The organism is Liquorilactobacillus mali KCTC 3596 = DSM 20444, from assembly GCF_000260415.1.
Lineage (GTDB): Bacteria > Bacillota > Bacilli > Lactobacillales > Lactobacillaceae > Liquorilactobacillus > Liquorilactobacillus mali.
In genome coordinates, this window is sequence record NZ_BACP01000026.1 from 93,027 (window position 1) to 112,946 (window position 19,920).

23 protein-coding genes are annotated in these 19,920 nt (G+C 37.4%); 2 read left to right on the top strand and 21 right to left on the bottom strand.

Annotated features, from left to right (window positions below; genetic code table 11):
* Nucleotides 1-8: 8 nt before the first annotated feature.
* The 21 genes from sufC to GSM_RS04230 all read right to left on the bottom strand — a co-directional run bounded on the left by sufC (nt 9) and on the right by GSM_RS04230 (nt 17,452).
* Entirely contained in the window at nt 9-788 is a 780-nt protein-coding gene (gene sufC / locus GSM_RS04135; RefSeq protein ID WP_003689998.1) for a Fe-S cluster assembly ATPase SufC, read from the bottom strand.
* A gap of 130 nt (nt 789-918) precedes the next feature.
* Nucleotides 919-1,272, bottom strand: a complete 354-nt coding sequence (locus GSM_RS04140) for an arsenate reductase family protein (protein ID WP_003689997.1) — start codon at nt 1,270-1,272, stop codon at nt 919-921.
* Nucleotides 1,273-1,475: 203 nt separating this feature from the next.
* Nucleotides 1,476-2,675 carry an FtsW/RodA/SpoVE family cell cycle protein gene (locus GSM_RS04145; protein WP_010077833.1) on the bottom strand — a complete coding sequence of 400 codons (1,200 nt, stop codon included), beginning with the start codon at nt 2,673-2,675 and terminating at the stop codon, nt 1,476-1,478.
* Nucleotides 2,676-2,782: 107 nt separating this feature from the next.
* A complete protein-coding gene (locus tag GSM_RS04150; protein ID WP_003689981.1) occupies nt 2,783-3,007 on the bottom strand; it encodes a DUF2969 family protein in 225 nt (74 codons plus the stop codon).
* Nucleotides 3,008-3,076: 69 nt separating this feature from the next.
* Nucleotides 3,077-3,322 (bottom strand): membrane protein insertion efficiency factor YidD, encoded by a 246-nt coding sequence (gene yidD / locus GSM_RS04155; RefSeq protein ID WP_003689980.1) that lies wholly within the window; start codon nt 3,320-3,322, stop codon nt 3,077-3,079.
* 25 nt (nt 3,323-3,347) lie between these two features.
* Nucleotides 3,348-4,334, bottom strand: coding sequence for a rod shape-determining protein (locus tag GSM_RS04160; protein WP_003689977.1), 987 nt, complete (start codon nt 4,332-4,334; stop codon nt 3,348-3,350).
* A 157-nt stretch (nt 4,335-4,491) separates the two neighbouring features.
* Nucleotides 4,492-5,799, bottom strand: a complete 1,308-nt coding sequence (murA, locus tag GSM_RS04165) for a UDP-N-acetylglucosamine 1-carboxyvinyltransferase (RefSeq protein ID WP_010077834.1) — start codon at nt 5,797-5,799, stop codon at nt 4,492-4,494.
* A gap of 34 nt (nt 5,800-5,833) precedes the next feature.
* The gene (locus GSM_RS13980; protein ID WP_003689965.1) at nt 5,834-6,070 is read right to left on the bottom strand and encodes a DUF1146 family protein; all 237 of its coding nucleotides are present in this window, start codon (nt 6,068-6,070) and stop codon (nt 5,834-5,836) included.
* A gap of 181 nt (nt 6,071-6,251) precedes the next feature.
* Nucleotides 6,252-6,677, bottom strand: a complete 426-nt coding sequence (locus GSM_RS04170) for a F0F1 ATP synthase subunit epsilon (protein ID WP_003689963.1) — start codon at nt 6,675-6,677, stop codon at nt 6,252-6,254.
* 14 nt (nt 6,678-6,691) lie between these two features.
* Nucleotides 6,692-8,095, bottom strand: coding sequence for a F0F1 ATP synthase subunit beta (atpD, locus tag GSM_RS04175; protein WP_003689960.1), 1,404 nt, complete (start codon nt 8,093-8,095; stop codon nt 6,692-6,694).
* Nucleotides 8,096-8,119: 24 nt separating this feature from the next.
* Nucleotides 8,120-9,073: a F0F1 ATP synthase subunit gamma gene (locus tag GSM_RS04180; protein WP_003689959.1), complete on the bottom strand. Its 954-nt coding sequence runs from the start codon at nt 9,071-9,073 to the stop codon at nt 8,120-8,122.
* An 18-nt stretch (nt 9,074-9,091) separates the two neighbouring features.
* The gene (atpA, locus tag GSM_RS04185) at nt 9,092-10,606 is read right to left on the bottom strand and encodes a F0F1 ATP synthase subunit alpha (protein ID WP_010077835.1); all 1,515 of its coding nucleotides are present in this window, start codon (nt 10,604-10,606) and stop codon (nt 9,092-9,094) included.
* A gap of 23 nt (nt 10,607-10,629) precedes the next feature.
* A complete protein-coding gene (gene atpH / locus GSM_RS04190) occupies nt 10,630-11,172 on the bottom strand; it encodes an ATP synthase F1 subunit delta (RefSeq protein ID WP_003689946.1) in 543 nt (180 codons plus the stop codon).
* Complete coding sequence (gene atpF / locus GSM_RS04195) at nt 11,159-11,686, bottom strand: F0F1 ATP synthase subunit B (protein WP_003689944.1); 528 nt, start codon at nt 11,684-11,686, stop codon at nt 11,159-11,161. The genes atpH and atpF overlap by 14 nt, the downstream gene beginning before the upstream one ends.
* A gap of 46 nt (nt 11,687-11,732) precedes the next feature.
* Entirely contained in the window at nt 11,733-11,957 is a 225-nt protein-coding gene (gene atpE, locus GSM_RS04200) for a F0F1 ATP synthase subunit C (RefSeq protein ID WP_003689942.1), read from the bottom strand.
* A 17-nt stretch (nt 11,958-11,974) separates the two neighbouring features.
* Nucleotides 11,975-12,688, bottom strand: a complete 714-nt coding sequence (gene atpB, locus GSM_RS04205) for a F0F1 ATP synthase subunit A (RefSeq protein ID WP_003689940.1) — start codon at nt 12,686-12,688, stop codon at nt 11,975-11,977.
* Nucleotides 12,689-13,189: 501 nt separating this feature from the next.
* A complete protein-coding gene (upp, locus tag GSM_RS04210) occupies nt 13,190-13,819 on the bottom strand; it encodes a uracil phosphoribosyltransferase (RefSeq protein WP_003689938.1) in 630 nt (209 codons plus the stop codon).
* Between the two features lie 74 nt (nt 13,820-13,893).
* Nucleotides 13,894-14,907: an L-threonylcarbamoyladenylate synthase gene (locus GSM_RS04215; protein WP_003689936.1), complete on the bottom strand. Its 1,014-nt coding sequence runs from the start codon at nt 14,905-14,907 to the stop codon at nt 13,894-13,896.
* Between the two features lie 14 nt (nt 14,908-14,921).
* Nucleotides 14,922-15,758, bottom strand: a complete 837-nt coding sequence (prmC, locus tag GSM_RS04220) for a peptide chain release factor N(5)-glutamine methyltransferase (protein ID WP_010077836.1) — start codon at nt 15,756-15,758, stop codon at nt 14,922-14,924.
* The gene (gene prfA, locus GSM_RS04225) at nt 15,751-16,833 is read right to left on the bottom strand and encodes a peptide chain release factor 1 (protein WP_003689923.1); all 1,083 of its coding nucleotides are present in this window, start codon (nt 16,831-16,833) and stop codon (nt 15,751-15,753) included. The genes prmC and prfA overlap by 8 nt, the downstream gene beginning before the upstream one ends.
* Before the next feature lie 46 nt (nt 16,834-16,879).
* Nucleotides 16,880-17,452: a thymidine kinase gene (locus tag GSM_RS04230; protein ID WP_003689922.1), complete on the bottom strand. Its 573-nt coding sequence runs from the start codon at nt 17,450-17,452 to the stop codon at nt 16,880-16,882.
* A gap of 361 nt (nt 17,453-17,813) precedes the next feature.
* Between GSM_RS04230 and GSM_RS04235 the strand changes: the two genes are divergently transcribed.
* The gene (locus GSM_RS04235; protein ID WP_003689920.1) at nt 17,814-19,163 is read left to right on the top strand and encodes a Mur ligase family protein; all 1,350 of its coding nucleotides are present in this window, start codon (nt 17,814-17,816) and stop codon (nt 19,161-19,163) included.
* Nucleotides 19,163-19,867, top strand: coding sequence for a type 1 glutamine amidotransferase (locus GSM_RS04240; protein ID WP_003689918.1), 705 nt, complete (start codon nt 19,163-19,165; stop codon nt 19,865-19,867). Before GSM_RS04235 ends, GSM_RS04240 begins: the two co-directional genes overlap by 1 nt.
* Nucleotides 19,868-19,920 lie beyond the last annotated feature (53 nt).

A 19,920-nucleotide genomic window follows, 5' to 3' on the forward strand; every position in this document is an offset into this window, starting at 1 on the left:
CCTCATCCCTACGCATCTTCATCAACAAGCTTAATGTCTAATCCAAGCTCATCTCTTATCCCTGCGTAACCTTCATCTTCCAACCTCTTAGCAAGTTCTGGTCCACCTTGTTCTACAATTCTACCGCCCATCATCACATGAACAACGTCAGGTACAATATAATTTAGGAGACGCTGATAATGCGTAATGATTAATGAACCAAATTCAGGTCCTCTCATCTTGTTAACACCGCGTGAGACAACCTTTAACGCATCAATATCCAACCCAGAATCAATTTCATCTAGAATTGCAAACTTGGGTTTAATCATCATCAATTGCAATATTTCATTCCGCTTTTTTTCACCACCGGAAAATCCTTCGTTAAGGTAGCGGTCTGCCATTTCCTCGGTCATATCCAATACTGACATTGTTTCGTCCAATTGTTTCAAGAAATTTTTAATCGAAATTGCATCATCTTCAGGCCTGCGAGCGTTAATCGCACCACGAATGAATTCTGCATTCGTTACACCAGGAATCTCAGCGGGATACTGCATCGCCAAGAATAGCCCAGCACGGGCACGTTCATCAACCGGTAAATCAAGAATATTTTCACCATTAAGTAAAACTTCTCCTTTAGTTACCTTATATGCAGGATGTCCCATGATTGCTTCCGACAAAGTTGATTTACCAGTTCCATTTGGTCCCATGATCGCGTGGATTTCCCCGGTTTTCATCGTTAAGTTAACACCTTTTAGTATATTTTTACCTTCAATTGATACATGTAAGTCTTTTATTTCAAGTGTTGACATCATCAATTCCTCCAATTTAGAACACGCTCTAATTTTAGCTTAATTGCAAATCGTTTTCAATTAGAAAATTCATTAAATTTTAATTTTTATAAATAACTACGGATAATAAGACAAATATCTTATCGTTTATTTAGAGCCATTCTGTCTCATACACATCAGGTTTAAATCCACAAGTAAAGTGAGTTCCTTCAATCATCAGTGGTCTCTTGATTAATTTACCATCACTGGCCAAGAGTTCACTTGCCTCTTCATCACTCATTGAAGGAACCTTATCCTTTAGTTTTAATTCACGGTACTTAATGCCACTCGTGTTAAAGAAATATTTGATTGGATGGTCGCCCTGTTTAATAAGCACCAATAATTCTTCTTTAGTTGGAGGAGTTTCCACTATATCGACTTCATTATATGATACATTTTTTTCGTCTAACCATTTTCGTGCTTTGGCACAAGTACTGCAACGATTGTAACAATACATTTTCTTCAATCAAACCAACTCCCTTTTTATACTAAAATTTATTATAGTACAAGACCTAATTTGTGACAAAGAAGAGTAATCCAAGATTGTAACTATATGTGTATTTTATAAAAAATTATCACAAAAAAGCTAGGTCAAAATTGTTGACCTAGCTCCTTATTCATTCTGGATAAACGTGTTCCACATGTCAAACTTCTTTTAAACAAAAAACATTAATGAAAATCTTTGCTATTACTGAACATATAACTCTTGTTATGGTATCTCATCGACATTATTAACCCAATACCAATCATATTTCCAATTAATGATGACCCACCTTGACTCACAAAAGGTAACGGAATACCTGTCAATGGGAGAAGTCCTATGCTCATTCCAATATTTTCAAATACGTGGAAGAGTATCATCATAATTACCCCAGTAGAAATATACGCATAAAACTCATTCTTAGTATCAAAAGTAACTTGAATCATTTGAAAAATTAATAACAGATATAAAAATATCAAGACACATCCACCAATAAAGCCAAAATTCTCTCCAATAACCGAAAAAATCATATCAGATTCGCGGACGGGTACATACACATTTGAAACATTAAACCCCTTGCCAAGAAGTTTACCCGAGCCAATTGCTTTCATACTCTGCCACAATTGATAACTTGTTGAGGATGTATCAGCTGATGGATTCAGCCACGCTTCAATACGGTTAAATTGATAGGTTTTAAAGCCAATTTGTTCCAGAATACTTCTTCCATATATTACTAGTGTAATGGCGGTAGCACCTAGCGCACCACCAGCAATCGCTATCGGTGCAATAATCTTCCAGGTTATACCCGAAACAATCACAACTCCTCCAAAAATAGCAAAAAAGACAAGCATCGTTCCAAAATCATTTTGTAACTTAAGTAAAACAGCTATTGGTAATGTCCAGCCAATCATTTTAAATAATAACTTCCAGTCATTATTCGAAGTATGTTCAATATATTCATTATTATGTTGAGAAACAACTCGACCCAACATCATAATATATGCAGGTTTCATAAGCTCAGAAGGCTGAAAAGTCAAGCTCCCAATTGCAAACCAGCTCCTAGCACCTGTCTTAGCATAGTAATATCTACTATACAAAAACAAAACCATCACTAACAGAAATATCCCAATACCATACACGATTGGAGCCAACTTCCACAGCTGTTCCGCATCAAATTGCATAATAATTACGATTGCGATCGTTCCAATTGCATACCATACTACCTGTGTCAAAATCATCTTGGTAACACTAGATGTACTTGTATCATGACTCGCAGCAACGTATATTGATGCTATCCCAATCACCGCTAACACAAGAACTGAAAAGATAATACCATAATCAATCCGAACATCTTTATTATCCGCTCTCGTTAATTGTTCTTCAGCCAATATAGCTCCTCCTTATAAATACTACCCGCGAACCTAAACAGATAACCTTAAATAATAAAACCGCTAGTATGAGTATCCATATCTACCGGATTTACAAAAAATTCTATCTAATTCGCATGGTGAAGATGATAATCACGTATCAACAAGTTGATGGCCTCGTCATGTGAACTAGTCCTAAAAGTTTCACCATTTGGAAGCAATGCTACAAAACCTCTTTTTGAAACCCTGACACTGCCTAAGGTTGCTGAGCCTATCGTCAATATAATTTCAGTCTCACCATCTACGATTTTTTCTTCTTCTTTAATTTCGATGTTTTTCTCTCTACGTGACACTATTTTCCTCCAATGTGAGAATTTTCTAAATACCTATTAGTCCAAAAAAAGTGTTTCTTAAACTTTAATCTATTTTGAGTTATCATTACGTCTTAAATTAAACCTTGTGGGTACTGGATCATAACCACCCTTCACTAGAGGATGGCACCTTAAAATCCTAGCAGTTCCCATTAACAATCCCTTTATGACCCCATGTTTCTCTAAAGCTTGAATCATATAAGTAGAACAAGTTGGATAATACCGACAACTTGGTGGAAAAAAAGGGGAAATTCCTTTTTGATATCCACGCACAAGTAAAATCAACAGCCGCTTCATCGAAATTATCCCCCTTAATTTATAATTATTTCTTGCTTTTTTCTATATGTTCTAATAAGAAACCTGTTCCCATTGCAACATCATCCAAAGGAGAATCAGCAACCATTACTGGAACCTTTAAATGCTCTGAAAATAATTGATCAATTCCATTTAACAATGCTCCGCCACCAGTTAAAACAATTCCACGATCAATAATATCAGCAGCTAATTCAGGTGGGGTTTGTTCCAAAACATCTTTAGCAGCATCAATAACTGACATCATTGTCTCATGCAGAGCACTCTCAATCTGATTAGATGAAAGTGTAATTGTCCGAGGAAGACCATTCACAACATCACGTCCACGAACTTCCATCTGATCACTGCGATGATCCGCTAAAACTGTACCAATTTCAATCTTGATTTTTTCAGCAGTTCGTTCACCAATTTGTAATCCCTGTGTTTTACGTGTGTATGTCATAATATCGGAATTCAAACGATCCCCTGCTATTCTCAACGAACGGCTCACAACGATATCGCCAAGAGAAAGGATAGCTATGTCACTAGTTCCACCACCGATATCAATTACCATGCTACCATGTGGTTGAAAAATATCCAATCCAGCACCAATCGCGGCAACTTTAGGTTCTTCTTCCAGAAAAACGTTCCCACCACCAGATTTTTCACCAGCTTGCCTAATTGCCTTGCGCTCAATAGAAGTTGTGTTAGTTGGACAACAAATTAAAATATTAGGTTTAGACATAAATCCCTTAACATTAAGTTTCTTAATAAAATATGAAAGCATCTGTTCTGTTATATCAAAATCAGCAATTACTCCATCCTTCAGTGGACGAATTGCTCGAATATTATTAGGAGTCCTTCCAACCATCTTATAGGCTTCCGAACCAACGGCTAATACTCTTCCTGTGTGAGTATCGATTGCAACTACTGATGGCTCATTTAAGACAATACCTTTGCCCTTTAGATTGATTAAAACATTAGCAGTTCCTAAATCAATACCAATATCTTTAGCCATAGTTATTCTCCTTTAATAAATTGTATGTAGTATTTTAAAAGCAAGGTTACCCCTTGATTGCCCTACAAAAAACCTATTATATTATACCACAAACATTCTTTTACAAGCATATAGAATTATAATAAATACAGGATTAAGCCATGACTTTTAGAGATACTTAATTATTGAGCTCAGAAACTTCCCTGTTTTTAATGGCAAGATTCCCTTCATTAACTCTTGTAATCTCAGCCCCTAAAGCTGCGAGTTTCTGATGAAAATGGTAATATCCGCGATCGAGGTATTTCAGATGAGTTACTTGAGTGTAACCATCTGCAACAAGGCCAGCCAAAACCAATGCTGCCGCAGCTCTCAAATCAGTTGCTGCAACTTCAGCACCATGTAATTTTGCTGGACCGTGGAGAATCGCGGAGTTACCTTCAATCCTAACATCAGCATTCATTCTTCTTAATTCGCCAAAGTGCATAAATCTATTTTCAAACACTGTTTCTGTTATAACACTTTCCCCATTTGACAATAATTGTAAAATAGAGATTTGTGGTTGCATATCGGTCGGAAAGCCAGGATGAGGTAAAGTCTTAACTGTTACAGGTTTCAAATGTTTTGTTCCAATCACCCTAATTCCCTCATTCTCTTCAGTTACAGAAACCCCCATTTCTTCTAATTTAGAAATTAATGGACGATTATGTTCTGCAATCGCATTCTTCACTAACACATTTCCATTAGTGGCAGCAGCAGCAACCATAAACGTGCCAGCTTCAATTCTATCTTGTACAATTGTATGATCGGTCCCGTGTAATTCAGTAACACCAACGATCTTCAATCGTTCAGTCCCCGCACCAACCACATTTGCACCCATCTTATTTAAAACATTTGCTAAGTCAACAATTTCAGGTTCACGCGCAACATTTTCGATAACAGTTGTCCCTTTTGCAAGCGTAGCTGCCATCATGATGTTCTCCGTAGCCCCAACACTTGGAAAGTCCAAATAAATATCTGCACCAACAAGACCCTCAGTCGTTGCCTCAATATAACCATCGTGATGTTCAACTACCGCACCCATGGCCTCAAGACCTTTTAAGTGTAGGTCAATTGGTCTCGAGCCAATTGCACATCCACCAGGCATAGCAACCTTTGCATGTCCTAAACGCGCCAATAACGGACCAATAACTACTATGGAAGCGCGCATTTTAGAAACATATTTGAAAGGTGCTTCATACGACAACTTAGAAGTTGCATCTAATGACACAGTCTTGTTAATTTCGTCCATTTCAACTTTAACATTTAAAAAGCGTAATACATTATTCATCATATAAACGTCAGATAGGACTGGGACACTATCCAACTGCATTGTTCCTTCTTTTGCCAATAAGCTTGCCGCCAAAATAGGCAAAACTGCATTTTTTGCTCCTTCAATCTCAACACTACCAACAAGCCGATTACCGCCATGAACGATTATTTTTTCCAAAATGATTCCTCCAAGTTATCATAATAAGCATCTTCTATTTTTGAAATAAATAAGACAAATTGCGTACATTATTTATGAAGTCCAAGAAAAATGAACTGCACATGTACCCAATTGCAATAGATACCATTACAATCAGTATTTTGAATATACCTTGTTTTTGCGAGGATATGTAACGATCTAAACGTAAAGCTTGCACACAATAAAAAGCAAGAAAAACAAATACAAAGTTACATATAATGTTAAGTAATGCAGTGAGACCATAATAATTCATTATTCACACTCCTCTAAAAGATACAGCTTAATATTATCATAAAAAAAAATACAAGTCTTTAAATATGTAATAAGTTTGTAATATTTTAATCATTTTTTACTTTTAATATGCTGCGCAAAAAAAATCATCCGATTCATAAAGTAATCGGATGATTAAAAAAAATATTTTTACTTAATTAATACTAGTGTCCTGATATATTCATACGGTTAACTGCTCTTCTCAAAGCAATCTCAGCACGCTTGGTAGTATTAATATCATTGCTTTGTTTAGCTGCTTCTAAACGCCGTTCCGCGCGTTCACGAGCCTTAGCAGCACGATCTTTATCAATATTTTCCTTTTTCTCTGCACTATTCGCAACAACTGTCGCAACATTATCAGAGAATTCAACAAAACCACCACTAACTGCGATTTCATCAAACTTGTCATCAGTACCCTGTACTTTAACCCTTACTTCATCAATTTCTAGCGAAGCAATTAAAGGAATGTGATTTGGTAAAATACCAATTTCACCCACAGTCGTCTTAAAAACTGCTAATCTTGTTTGACCCTCATAGACACTGCCATCAGGAGTAACTACACTAACTGTCAATAAATCTTGTTCAGCCATCAAAGTTACCCCCTTTATTTGCTAGTCATTTTCTTAGCTTTTTCAACTACCTCTTCGATACGTCCAACTGAACGGAATGCATCTTCAGGAAGATCATCGTATTTACCATCCAAAATGTCCTTAAAACCAGCAACAGTTTCTTTAACTGGAACATAAGAACCTGGTACACCAGTAAATTGCTCAGCAACATGGAAGTTTTGTGATAAAAAGAATTGGATACGACGAGCACGCGCAACAATTACCTTTTCATCATCAGAAAGTTCATCCATTCCAAGAATTGAAATGATATCTTGTAATTCACGATAACGTTGCAAAACATGTTGAACATCAGTAGCAACTTTATAATGCTCTTCACCAACTATTTCAGGTGCCAAAGCACTTGAAGTAGAAGCCAAAGGATCAACAGCAGGGTATATACCTTGTTGTGTCAAACTACGCTCAAGGTTAGTTGTAGCATCCAAATGAGCGAAAGTTGTTGCTGGTGCAGGATCAGTATAATCATCAGCTGGAACATAAACAGCTTGAATAGATGTTACGGATCCCTTTTTCGTTGATGTAATACGTTCCTGCAACTGACCCATTTCTGTAGCAAGTGTTGGTTGATAACCAACAGCTGACGGAATACGTCCAAGCAAAGCTGAAACTTCTGAACCAGCCTGCGTGAAGCGGAAGATATTATCAATAAACAGTAACACATCTTGCCCTTCTGTATCACGGAAATATTCCGCAATTGTTAATCCTGTCAGAGCAACACGCATACGTGCACCAGGTGGCTCATTCATCTGACCAAATACCATGGCCGTTTTCTCCAAAACACCTGATTCTTTCATTTCAAAATAAAGGTCATTACCTTCACGAGTTCGTTCACCAACACCCGTAAAAACAGAAATACCATTATGTTCCTGGGCAATATTGTGAATAAGCTCCTGAATCAAAACAGTTTTCCCAACACCGGCACCACCGAACAATCCGATTTTTCCACCCTTAATATAAGGTGCAAGTAAATCAATAACCTTAATACCTGTTTCAAGAATTTCAATTTTTGTATTCAACTGATCATACGCTGGTACATCACGATGGATTGGATGACGCTCGGCATCATCTGCAAATTTTTCACCACCATCGATTGATTCACCAAGAACATTGAACACACGTCCTAACGTTTCCTTACCTACTGGGACACTAATTGATGTACCAGTATCTTCAACCTTTGCACTTCTTTGAACACCATCTGTTGAATCCATCGCTATGGTACGCATTACTCCGTCACCAAGTTCAAGAGCAACTTCAACAACAAGATTTGAGCCATCTGCTCGTTCAACATTCAACGCATTGTTGATATCAGGTAATTTTTCGCTAAGAGGAAATTGAACATCAATAACAGGTCCGATAACTTGAACTACTTTACCAGAACTCATTTAAACATTCCTCCAATCATCTTATTAATCAAGAGCAGCCTGTGCACCTGTAATTTCCGTAATTTCAGTAGTAATCGCACTCTGACGAGCACGGTTATACTGTAATTCCAATGAAGAAATAACATCTTTTGCATTATCAGTCGCAGACTTCATCGCCGTCGAACTAGAACCATGCTCAGAGGTTTTTGCATCAAGAATTGCCCCGTAAATTAAGCTCGCAGCATATTGAGGCAATACCACCTCTAAAATTGCATCTTCTGAAGGCTCCATCTCATACTCAGCTGAAAAGCCCTCCTGTTCGCTGTCATCGGTCAAATCATCATTACCAACATTCATAGCAGAAATCGGTAACATTGGTTCAGCACGAAACTCCGATGTCAGTGAATTAACGAAGTGATTATAACAAACAAATAATTCATCATAAGTTTCGTCATCATACATATCAATAATCTTTTTGACTAATTGATGAGTCTCTCTGAATTTTGGAATATCTTTAACTCCACGAAATTCAAAAGGAACTTTGTAGCCCCTCTTCTTAAAGAAGTCAGCACCAGTACCGCCAATTGCGATAATCACTACGTCCTCTGTGGAATGATTGCCACCACTGATTAATTCCAGTGTCTGCTTAATCACGTTACTATTGTAACTTCCCACTAATCCACGATCAGAAGTAATTACCACAATTCCTGTATGTTTAACTGGTCGCTTAACCAACATACTCAATCCATCAATCTGATCATCATTTTCATTTGCTTCCTTCGTGCGAGGTGTAATTGACGCACCACCATCAAGAAGATGAGATTTAGCAAGATGAGTGATAACACTACGGATTTTTTTAGCATACACTTGATAGCTAGTCGTATGACGTTGAATCTGACTCAATTTAGCAGTCGAAACCATCTGCATTGCACCAGTGATTTGTTCTGTCTTCTTAGTTGAAGAGATTCTTCGTTTAATTTCTTGTAGAGAAGCCCCCACTAGCCTTCACCGACCTTTCTATTTCGCAGCAGTTGCTTGAAACCCGTTAGCAAAATCTTTAATTGCTTCATCAAGTTTGTCTGTATCTGGAAGAGCACCTGTTTTCTTGATAGAATCCAATAAATCCTTATGGTTATTGTCAAAGAAAGCAAACAACTCGCCTTGATAACGCATAATATCATCAACTGGGACAGTATCCAAGAAACCATGTGTTAATGCGTACAAAATCAAAACTTGTTTCTCAACTACTAGTGGTTCATGAAGAGGCTGCTTTAGAACCTCAACAGTTCTGCGACCACGACTCAACTTAGCTTGTGTGGCAGCATCCAAATCAGAACCAAATTGTGCAAATGATTCCAACTCACGATATGACGCTAAATCAAGACGCAAAGTACCAGAAACTTTCTTCATTGCCTTAATCTGTGCAGCACCACCAACACGAGAAACAGATGTACCAGCATCAATAGCTGGACGAATACCTGAATAGAAATTATTACTATCCAAGAATATCTGACCATCAGTGATTGAAATAACATTTGTAGGAATATAAGCAGAAACATCACCGGCTTTTGTTTCAATGAATGGTAAAGCGGTCATTGAACCGCCACCCAAATCATCACTCAACTTAGCAGCACGTTCCAACAAACGTGAATGCAAATAGAAAACATCACCAGGATAAGCTTCACGACCAGGTGGACGTCTCAAAATCAAAGAAAGTTCACGATAAGCATCCGCTTGTTTTGTTAAATCATCATAGATAATCAAAACATGCTTGCCATTGTACATGAATTCCTCACCCATGGCAGCCCCAGCATATGGTGCAAGCCATAACAGTGGTGCTGGAGATGAAGGACCCGCAGAAACAACAATTGTATAATCCATGGCACCATAACTACGAAGTGTTTCTACCTGACTTCTAACTGTTGATTCCTTTTGACCAATTGCAACGTAAACACAAATCATGTCTTGATCTTTTTGATTAATAATCGTATCAATTGCAACAGAAGTCTTACCTGTCTTACGATCACCGATTACCAACTCACGCTGTCCACGACCAATTGGTACTAATGCATCAATAGCTTTAATACCAGTTTGTAGAGGTTCACTAACTGATTTACGTTGCATAACACCAGGTGCTTTTTTCTCAACTGGTCGAGTCTTATCAACCTTAATTTCTCCTAGACCATCAATTGCTTGGCCCAAAGGATTAACTACACGTCCAATCAGCTGCTCTCCAACTGGAACTTCCATAATTCTTCCAGTTCTTTTAACACTATTTCCTTCACGAATTCCTTCAAAAGAACCAAGAATAACAATACCAACATCATTTGACTCAAGGTTTTGAGCCATTCCTAAAGTTCCATCATCAAATTCAAGTAATTCACCCGCCAATGCGTTATCAAGTCCAGTTGCACGGGCAATTCCATCACCGACGTATGTAACTGTTCCGACTTCGTCAACATTGAGTTCAGTATGATAATTTGCTAATTGCTGTTTAATCAGAGCACTTATTTCCTCAGCCTTAATGCTCATAGAAGTTTCACCTCTTTATATAATCATTTCAAAAGCATTCTTTTGATTTGTGCAAATCTTAATTTTAAAGAACCATCATAGATATAGTTATTTGATCTAAGAATAACTCCTCCAATAATGTCAGAGTCAACTTTCTCTTCAAGTACTACTTTGTTTGCCCCGACTATTCTAGCAAAGGAATCAGCCAATTTGGCTTTTTGCTCACTTTCCAAAGGAATAGCCGTTGTAACAACTGCTTTAACTGTTTTTTCGTATTCATCATTTAATCTAATGTATTCATCAATAATGACATCCAAATCACCAATACGATCGTAGTCAAACAGCATATCCAACAAGTTCTTTAAAGTTTCAGAAGCTGAATCACCCAAAGTTTTGATAAATTTTTGCTTATCAACCCTTGAAATTTGTTTACTAGTTAAAAGCAACATCATTTTAGGTTCATTGACAAGTATTTGTTTTAATTCTACCAATTCTTCTTTAAGAGCTTGGCGTTCATCTTTTTCAAGTGCCAATTCAAACAGTGCACTCCCATATCGATGGGCTATTATCGTCTTATTTAACTTCATTTTGCTTCCCCAACCCTTCGATATAAGAATCAATTAAGGCCTTTTGATCATCAAGCTGTAAATTCTTCGAGATAACCTTTGAAGCAATTTCAAGTGACAATTCAGCTACATCATTCTTGACACCTTCCAAAGCATCTTGGCGTTCACGTGCAATATCTTGCTTCGCTGTTTCCTTGAATGATTGGGCTTCACCATGAGCATTTTCAACAATTATATTTTTTTGCTGTTCACCATTTTTCTTTGCACGCTCAATAATTTGTGATGCTTCAACATGTGATTCTTTCAAAGCACTCTGTCTTTTTTCTGCAAGTTCTTCGGCTTTTTGCCGAGCATCTTCAGCAGAATCAATATCATTTGCAATTTTATTCGCGCGCTTATCCATCATCTCATTGACAGGACCCCACGCAAAATGTTTCAACAGTGCGATTAACACGATAAATAGAACTAGATAAAATAACATATCTCCCCATTTAACAGATGTTGCAACAGCACCAAGTATAAAATCTGTACCCATTTAATTGACACCTCCTCTGTTTTGACAGTTTAAACAATAATTTTGTTTAAGCTTTTGCCAACAAAAGGAATGAAATAACAATTGCAATAATTGGAACAGCTTCAACCAAACCAACACCGATAAACATATTAGTACGTAACTTACCTTCCAATTCAGGTTGGCGTGCCATACCTTCAATCATTTTAGAAATTACAAGACCGTTACCAATCGCAGCACCAATCGCAGCACCTGCAGCTGCTAACCCTGCACCTATTAAAGATAATGAAATCATAACTAAATCCTCCTTGTTTACTCTTTTTCAATTTTTTGAGATATATAAACCATCGTCAAAGTTACAAACACATAGGCTTGAATACTCCCAATAAATACAGAAAAGGCCTGCCAGATAAGTTCTAATGGAATGGCCGGAATAAATGATATTAGGCCAAATGATTTACCAAACTCATAAATCAATTTCAATAAAACTTCACCGGAATAGATATTCCCGTATAACCGAAGAGCCAGTGTAAGAAAGTTTGTAAATTCTTCAAGGATGCTTATGGGAAGCAAAAACGGAATTGGGCTAAAGTAAGTATTTTTAATGTACCCTTTAAAACCAAATTTTTTGACTCCCAAGAAATGTGCAAAAAGCAAAACCATAAAAGCAAGTGTCATCGTTGTCATAGCATCTGCTGTCGGGCTTTTAATGTAAGCAACATTATTTACATTAACCTGCAACATCAACCCTAACTGGTTCGACACAAATATAAAAGAAAACAATGTAAAAATCAGGAGTCCAAACTGACTTCCTTCTTTATTAGGCATTGTGCTCTTAATAATACTGTTGGTAAAATCGATTATCCATTCAAGAACATTTTGCCTTCCTGTAGGTTTCAGTTGTATCTTACGCGATAGCCAAAACATAGTAAAAAATACGATTATTGCCGCAAGTAAACCCGGCAGATCATTGCTAATGTTGAAAGGAATTCCAAAGATTTCTTGAACATATGCTCCCTCATTCACCAAGTCTCACCTCTCTTCCTTTTGATGGCATGACTCATCAAATTTAGAAAAATATGTGCAAAAGCCTAATAACAAGCGCTTTTTAATACATATGAAATGATACCACCATTTAAGAAAAAACACAAAATGTTTTTAGAGCATTGGAAAGCGTTTTCCTACATGATATAATAATCTTTTATAGTCAAATAGTTATTATCATTATCACACTAACTGCTAAATTTTACTCTTGTTTGTGTATTAGTTAGCAAACACTTTTTTATTCTTTAAGGTATTTTGAAAGTAATACGTATTAGCCATTTTTTTGCAATTTAGGATGTTTCTCTTGTGTACAATATAAATATATTTTTTTTGGGACCCGAATTAATGATATTCAAATTTCTGTTAATCATCAAAAAAAGCATGACGTTCTTGCACTTTTTAATCGTGCCTTAACTTCATGCTTTCTTTACAACTATATAATAATTTTTCCAACAATAATAAACAATAGTAGAAGGATAATAGTTACTTCGTACCGAATAAACGATCTCCTGCATCACCTAAACCGGGAACAATATAGCCATTTTCGTTTAAATGATCATCCAAAGCTGCAGCAAAAATATCAATATCAGGATGTGCAGTGCGCAAAGCCTTGACACCTTCTGGTGCAGCAACAAGGCAAACAAACTTGATTGCGACTGCCCCACGCTTCTTTAATGCATCGACAGCCATAATTGCCGATCCTCCTGTTGCCAACATTGGATCAACCACAAAAATTTCGCGGCTCTCCATATTTTCAGGCATCTTGACAAAGTACTCAACGGGCTTCAATGTTTCCTCATCACGATACATTCCCACATGTCCAACCTTTGCAGCCGGAATCAATTCAAGAATACCATCAACCATTCCTAAACCTGCACGTAAAATGGGTACAATTACAACTTTTTTACCAGCGAGACTCTTTTTCGTTGTCACAGTTATAGGTGTTTCGACCTGAACATCTTCAAGCGGCATGTCTCTTGACACTTCATAAGCCATCAACTCGGCAATTTCATTGACAACCTCACGAAATTCGCGAGTTCCACAATTCTTATCACGAATAATCGTTAATTTATGTTGGATCAGTGGATGATCAAGTACTTCAAATTTTCCCAATCTAGACACTCCTTTTTTATTCTTAATTATTTTAGCGGAAAAAAAGCAATTTGGCTAGCTTCTTTCATCTTAAATTAATCTACAAAAAATTGATCTCCTGCCGATTTTTTTAAACGATTCATATAAGCAATTCCCAAGCCTTCTTCTGCAAAGCCCGTGGCCAAAATCCACTTAATATCTTTTTTATCATCAAAATATCTTAGACCTGCGAAAAGGTTATGGCTTGCCTGCTTGACATCATCACCCAGGTCAAACAATTCACAGTTTTCAGGAATTGTTTTTCCTTGCATATTTGAAACCATTATTCCAATTGAAACAGGTTGCTTTTTTGCCCAAGTCAATGCAGCATCCCACTTACCCTCTTCGACTATTAAGACTTGCGCATCTGGTGCGTAATGCTTGTATTTCATCCCTGGGGCTTTAGGCGTTTCATCTGCACCGACTTTATGCTGATCTGTATTCAATTGTTTCTGTAAGACAGCCTCTATTTCTTCGACTGTTACCGCACCCGGCCGTAGGATGAGCGGTTTATCGGTCGACATATCAATAATTGTCGACTCAACACCAACTTGGGTCGGACCATCATCAACAATTCCTGCAATTTTCCCTTCAAGGTCATGGTAAACATGCTCAGCAGTAGTTGGGCTAGGCTTTCCAGACGAATTAGCAGATGGCCCTACAATTGGAACTTGCGCTAACTCTATCAATCTTCTAGTAACTTCATTTTGTGGCATCCTAAAAGCAGCTGTCTTTAAACCACCGGTAACTGTTTTTGAAAGGGTACCAGGTTTAATATTGAATACCAATGTCAATGGACCAGGCCAAAAATTTTTGATTAACTTCTTAGCATCCTCGCTAATATCTGTTGCAAATTGTTCCATCATCTCAGTAGATGAGACCGTAACTATCAGCGGATTATCAGATGGACGTCCCTTGGCTAAATAAACACGTTTAACTGCCAACTCATTTGTAGCATCTGCACCAAGACCATAAACTGTTTCAGTGGGAAATGCTATCAGTTCACCTTTATTCAGTTCACCCGCAGCTTGCTTTATTTCAGCTGGTTTATAAATTTTTGTAATCAGCATTTTCCTTCTCCTTATCATATTGTTACTCTTACCATTCGATCATTCCCATAAAAATCTTTTTTAATTTCAACTTTTCCGATATTATCGAATAGTTTTGCAACTTGTTGTCCCTGCTTAAATCCTATTTCTAAATACAGCTTTCCTCCCGGCTTAAGATAATTAGTTATTTCTTCAGCAAATCTATGATAAAAAAGGAGACCATTTTCTTTTGCAAACAGCGCACTTTTTGGTTCATGAGCAATTACCGACCTATCCATCAAGTCTATCTCAGAAGCAGCAATATAAGGCGGATTAGAAACTATCAAATCATATTTGCCGTTTAAAACAGACAGCAGGTCACCCGCCGCCAATTTAACTTTCGCCTGCAAATTAATTGCATTTTCCTTCGCAACCGCCAAGGCTTTCTCCGAAATGTCTGACAAAGTCACGTCCCAATCTGGACGTTCAAGTTGCAAAGATATTCCAATTGCTCCCGTTCCAGTGCCGATATCAGCTACTTTCTGCTGCGCATCAATTATTGGATTATCCGATATTATCCATTCGACCAGCTCTTCTGTTTCGGATCGCGGTATCAAAGTATCTTCTGTCACACGAAAAGTATGTCCGAAAAAAAGTGCATGTCCCAAAATGTATTGCACTGGCCAATCTTCTTGATACATCTTTACCCTTTTTTTAAATTTACTAAGTTCACTGTCGGCTAAGTTTGTCTGCAAATTCTGCAGTAATTGTAGCTCATTCCATCCTCTAATATCCATTAAAAGTAATTTAATTGCGCTTTTTGTTTCTTCATTATCTCTATCTATAAAAGAAAAAGCCCATTTCTGGGCCTCAAAAAAATTCATACTACTCATTTTGCAGACTCTCCAGTGCTTTGGTTTGATCAAACAAAATCAAAGCATCAATCACGTCTTCTAATTCACCATTCATAATGCGGTCTAACTTGTTAAGTGTCAAACCAATGCGATGATCCGTGACACGGTTTTGCGGATAGTTATAAGTCCTGATTCGTTCAGATCTGTCCCCTGTTCCTACAGCAGATTTACGATTTTGATCATATTCACTTTGTTCTTTTGAAGAATAGTAGTCATAAACACGTGCCTTTAAAATTTTCATTGCCTTTTCACGATTTTGTTGTTGCGAACGCTGATCTTGCATCGCCACAACAATTCCCGTGGGTAAATGTGTCATTCGAACAGCCGAAGATGTCTTATTGATATGCTGTCCACCAGCACCAGAAGAGCGGTAAACATCTACACGAATATCTTTTGGATCCAAATCAATCTCAACATCTTCTTCTTCAGGCATGACTACCACTGTCGCTGTCGAAGTATGCACCCGTCCAGCAGATTCTGTCACTGGAACACGCTGAACACGATGCGCGCCGCTTTCATATTTTAGCTTCGAATAGACACTGTCACCATTGATCAACAATGCAATTTCTTTAAATCCGCCAACTTCGGTGACATTCTTATCAAGGACTTCAATGGTCCAACCTTCTTTTTCAGCAAACTTGGAATACATTCCAAATAAATCCGCCGCAAAAAGGCTCGCTTCGTCGCCACCGGCTGCACCACGAATCTCCATAATAATATTTTTGTCATCGTTAGGATCCTTAGGCAATAATAGAATTTTAATCTCGGATTCCAATGCCTCTTTATCAGACTTGGCTGTTGCCAACTCTTCCTTAACCATCGAGGCCATTTCATCATCGAGCTTTTCACCTAGCATCTCTTCATCATCTTTGATTGTTTGCACAACTTCTTTATACTGATTATACTTTTCAACAGTCTCACGTAAGTCTGCCATTTCTTTTGAGAGACTCGTGAACTTTCTGGTATCGCTGATGATATCTGGATCAGATAGTAATTCGCCCAACTCTTCGTATCGATCCTCAAGAGATTGCAAGCGGTCAAATAAGTCATTCATTTAAAAATACTCCTCCATCTTCTTCTTTAAAAACAATTGTGATTTGCTAATTCAAAGGCGGGTTCAAATAATGTTTGCGACATACAGGATAATACGCTTCGTTTCCGCCCACTAAGATTTGTTCACCACTATACACTGGATGACCGTCATGGACCCTAAGATTCATAATTGCTTTCTTAGCGCAAAACCAGCAGATTGTTTTCATTTCTTCAATCTTATCAGCATATAATAACAAGTATTTTGAACCCTCAAATAATTCATTACGAAAATCATTTTTCAATCCAAAAGCCATAACTGGAATATTCAGCTCATCAACAATTCTCGCAAATTCCTTGATATGGTGCTGTTTTAGAAACTGTGCTTCATCAATTAACACACAGTCTATTTTCTTACCTATCTTGGCAATTGAATCATAGACATTAGTTTTCTCATAAATTAGGGTGGCTTTCCTTTTTAACCCAATTCGGCTTGTGATAAACCCCAACTCATCCCTATCATCAACTGCACTAGTCATAATTACAACTGACTTATCTTGTTCTTCATAATTATGTGCGACTTTCAATATTTCGATGCTTTTCCCACTATTCATCGCACCATAACGGAAAAACAGCTGTGCCATGACTATCAACTCCAAATTTAGACTTTCCTACCAATTATATATGATTTCCTCACAAATTTCACTATTCATATGCCAGATGTTTTAGTATTTACTTTAAGAATAGTTTTTATCTGTCAGTACAGTAACCTTTTCCCTGGATTTTGTGATATTATCTTCTTTGTAATTATACAAGATAATGTGACATAAGTTTGGAAGTTTTGAGTACTATTTTGAGTTATGACTGTAGCTATCTTCGCTGCTATAATAATTTGAAATTGTGCGGAAAAGCTCAACTTTTGGAACACACGTATACGTAATTAACAAAGAAGCTGTTACTAATCATCAATTCTGCAGCAACTTCTTTGGAAATGGGGGAAATACAATGTCACTCAGAAGTTCAGTAGCAATTACTGCAGGACGCACATCCTATTGGTTTTTGCACAACTTTTTGCATGGTGGTACCGCATTGCCGGGAAAAATAACACTTGCAATTGATCCAGATGTTCTGCAAGATCTCGCAAAAAATTATGAAACAGTTATTATAACTGGGACAAATGGAAAGACGCTGACTACTGCACTCACAGTCAAGGCTCTGAAAGCAAAATATCCACAGGTATTAACTAATCCAAGCGGATCTAATATGAAACAAGGAATAGTCACTGCCTTCTTAACTTCACAGAAAACTAAATCTGGTAAAAACTTGGCTGTACTCGAAACAGATGAAGCCAACGTAGAACTTGTGACAAAATATGTAAGACCAAAAGTTTTTGTATTAACTAATATTTTTCGCGATCAGATGGATCGTTATGGTGAAATTTATACAACTTATGCAAAAATTCTTGCAGGAATTAAACTAGAACCAACAGCAACTATTATCGCAAATGGTGACGCACCGATTTTCAACAGTGTGGCACTTCCTAACCGGCTTATCTACTATGGTATCGATGCACAAGAAGACAAAGAACAACAGGCTTTGCCAAATACCGATGGTTTATTATGTCCTAAATGTCAACATATCCTGCATTACAAGAAGATTTCATATGCAAATCTGGGCAAGTACTACTGTCCAAATTGTGACTTTAAGCGACCAGAACTGGACTTTTCGGTATCTAAAATTGTTCAGCAGACTCCTCAGAGTTCTGAGTTTATTGTTGACGATACGACAATCAATTTACACATCGGTGGAACTTACAACATTTATAATGCTCTAGCCGCGTACAGTATTGCTCGATTCTTTGCTATTGGCAGCTCATTGATTGCAACTGCATTAAATGATAATGATGAAAAAATATTTGGCAGACAAGAAGTTATAAATGTTGATAATAAAGAAATCACTTTGATATTAGTTAAGAATCCTGTAGGCTTAGACCAAGTGCTTGAGATGATTAAAACTGATCCAGAACCTTTCTCTCTTGCCGTCTTGTTAAATGCCAATTATGCTGACGGGATTGACACAAGCTGGATTTGGGATGGCCGCTTCGAGAACCTCCCTTTCAATAATATTCCAAACGTTCTTGCAGGTGGCGAGCGCTATCGTGATATCTCTTTTCGTTTAAAAGTTGCCGGTGTTTCAGATAAGCAATTTCTGGAACGTGAAAGTCTTACCGAAGTTTTGGAGGCACTTAAGAAAATGCCTTCCAATAGGATTTATGTTCTGGCAACCTATACTGCTGTGCTCCAGTTACGCAAGTTGTTGGCAAGTCAAGGATATATTAAGGAGGGGATGGAATAATGAATCTTAAATTGAACGTTGCCCATCTCTATGGCGATCTCCTAAATACCTATGGTGATATCGGAAATATTCTCGTTCTCGAATATTATGCAAAACAAATGAACGTTGAATTAACTTCCGAAATTGTCAGTTTAGACCAGCAATTCGAGGAGTCCAAGTTTGATCTTGCCTTTTTTGGTGGTGGTCAAGACTATGAACAAGTTATCGTTTCAAAGGACATTCAAAATAAAAAAGAAGCATTAACTTTCTTTATTGAAAATGATGGACCAATGCTTGCAATATGTGGCGGCTATCAGCTTCTTGGTGAATACTACATCTCCGCTAAAGGCGAAAAAATAGCAGGGATCAATGCTCTTCCCCATTATACAAAGAGTCAAGACAACAACCGTTTTATCGGCGATATCATTATCAAGAATTCCGAAACTGGTCAAGAATATCATGGATTCGAAAATCATAATGGTATGACGTTCTTGGGTAATGGTGAACGACCGCTAGGAACAGTTATTAGTGGTCATGGAAATAATGGTGAAGATAAGTCAGAAGGAGCTATTTATAAAAATGTCTTTTGTTCCTATTTTCATGGTCCAATTCTTGCACGCAATGGGGAATTAGCCAAAAGGCTCCTTTTACTGGCACTAAAACGCAAGTATCCAACCAGTGACTTTACGCAACAGGAACAGTTGGAAATCAAACCGACGTATTGATTAATTGCTATCTTGGAACAACAAATTAACCTAGTTAAGATTAAGATGTATCA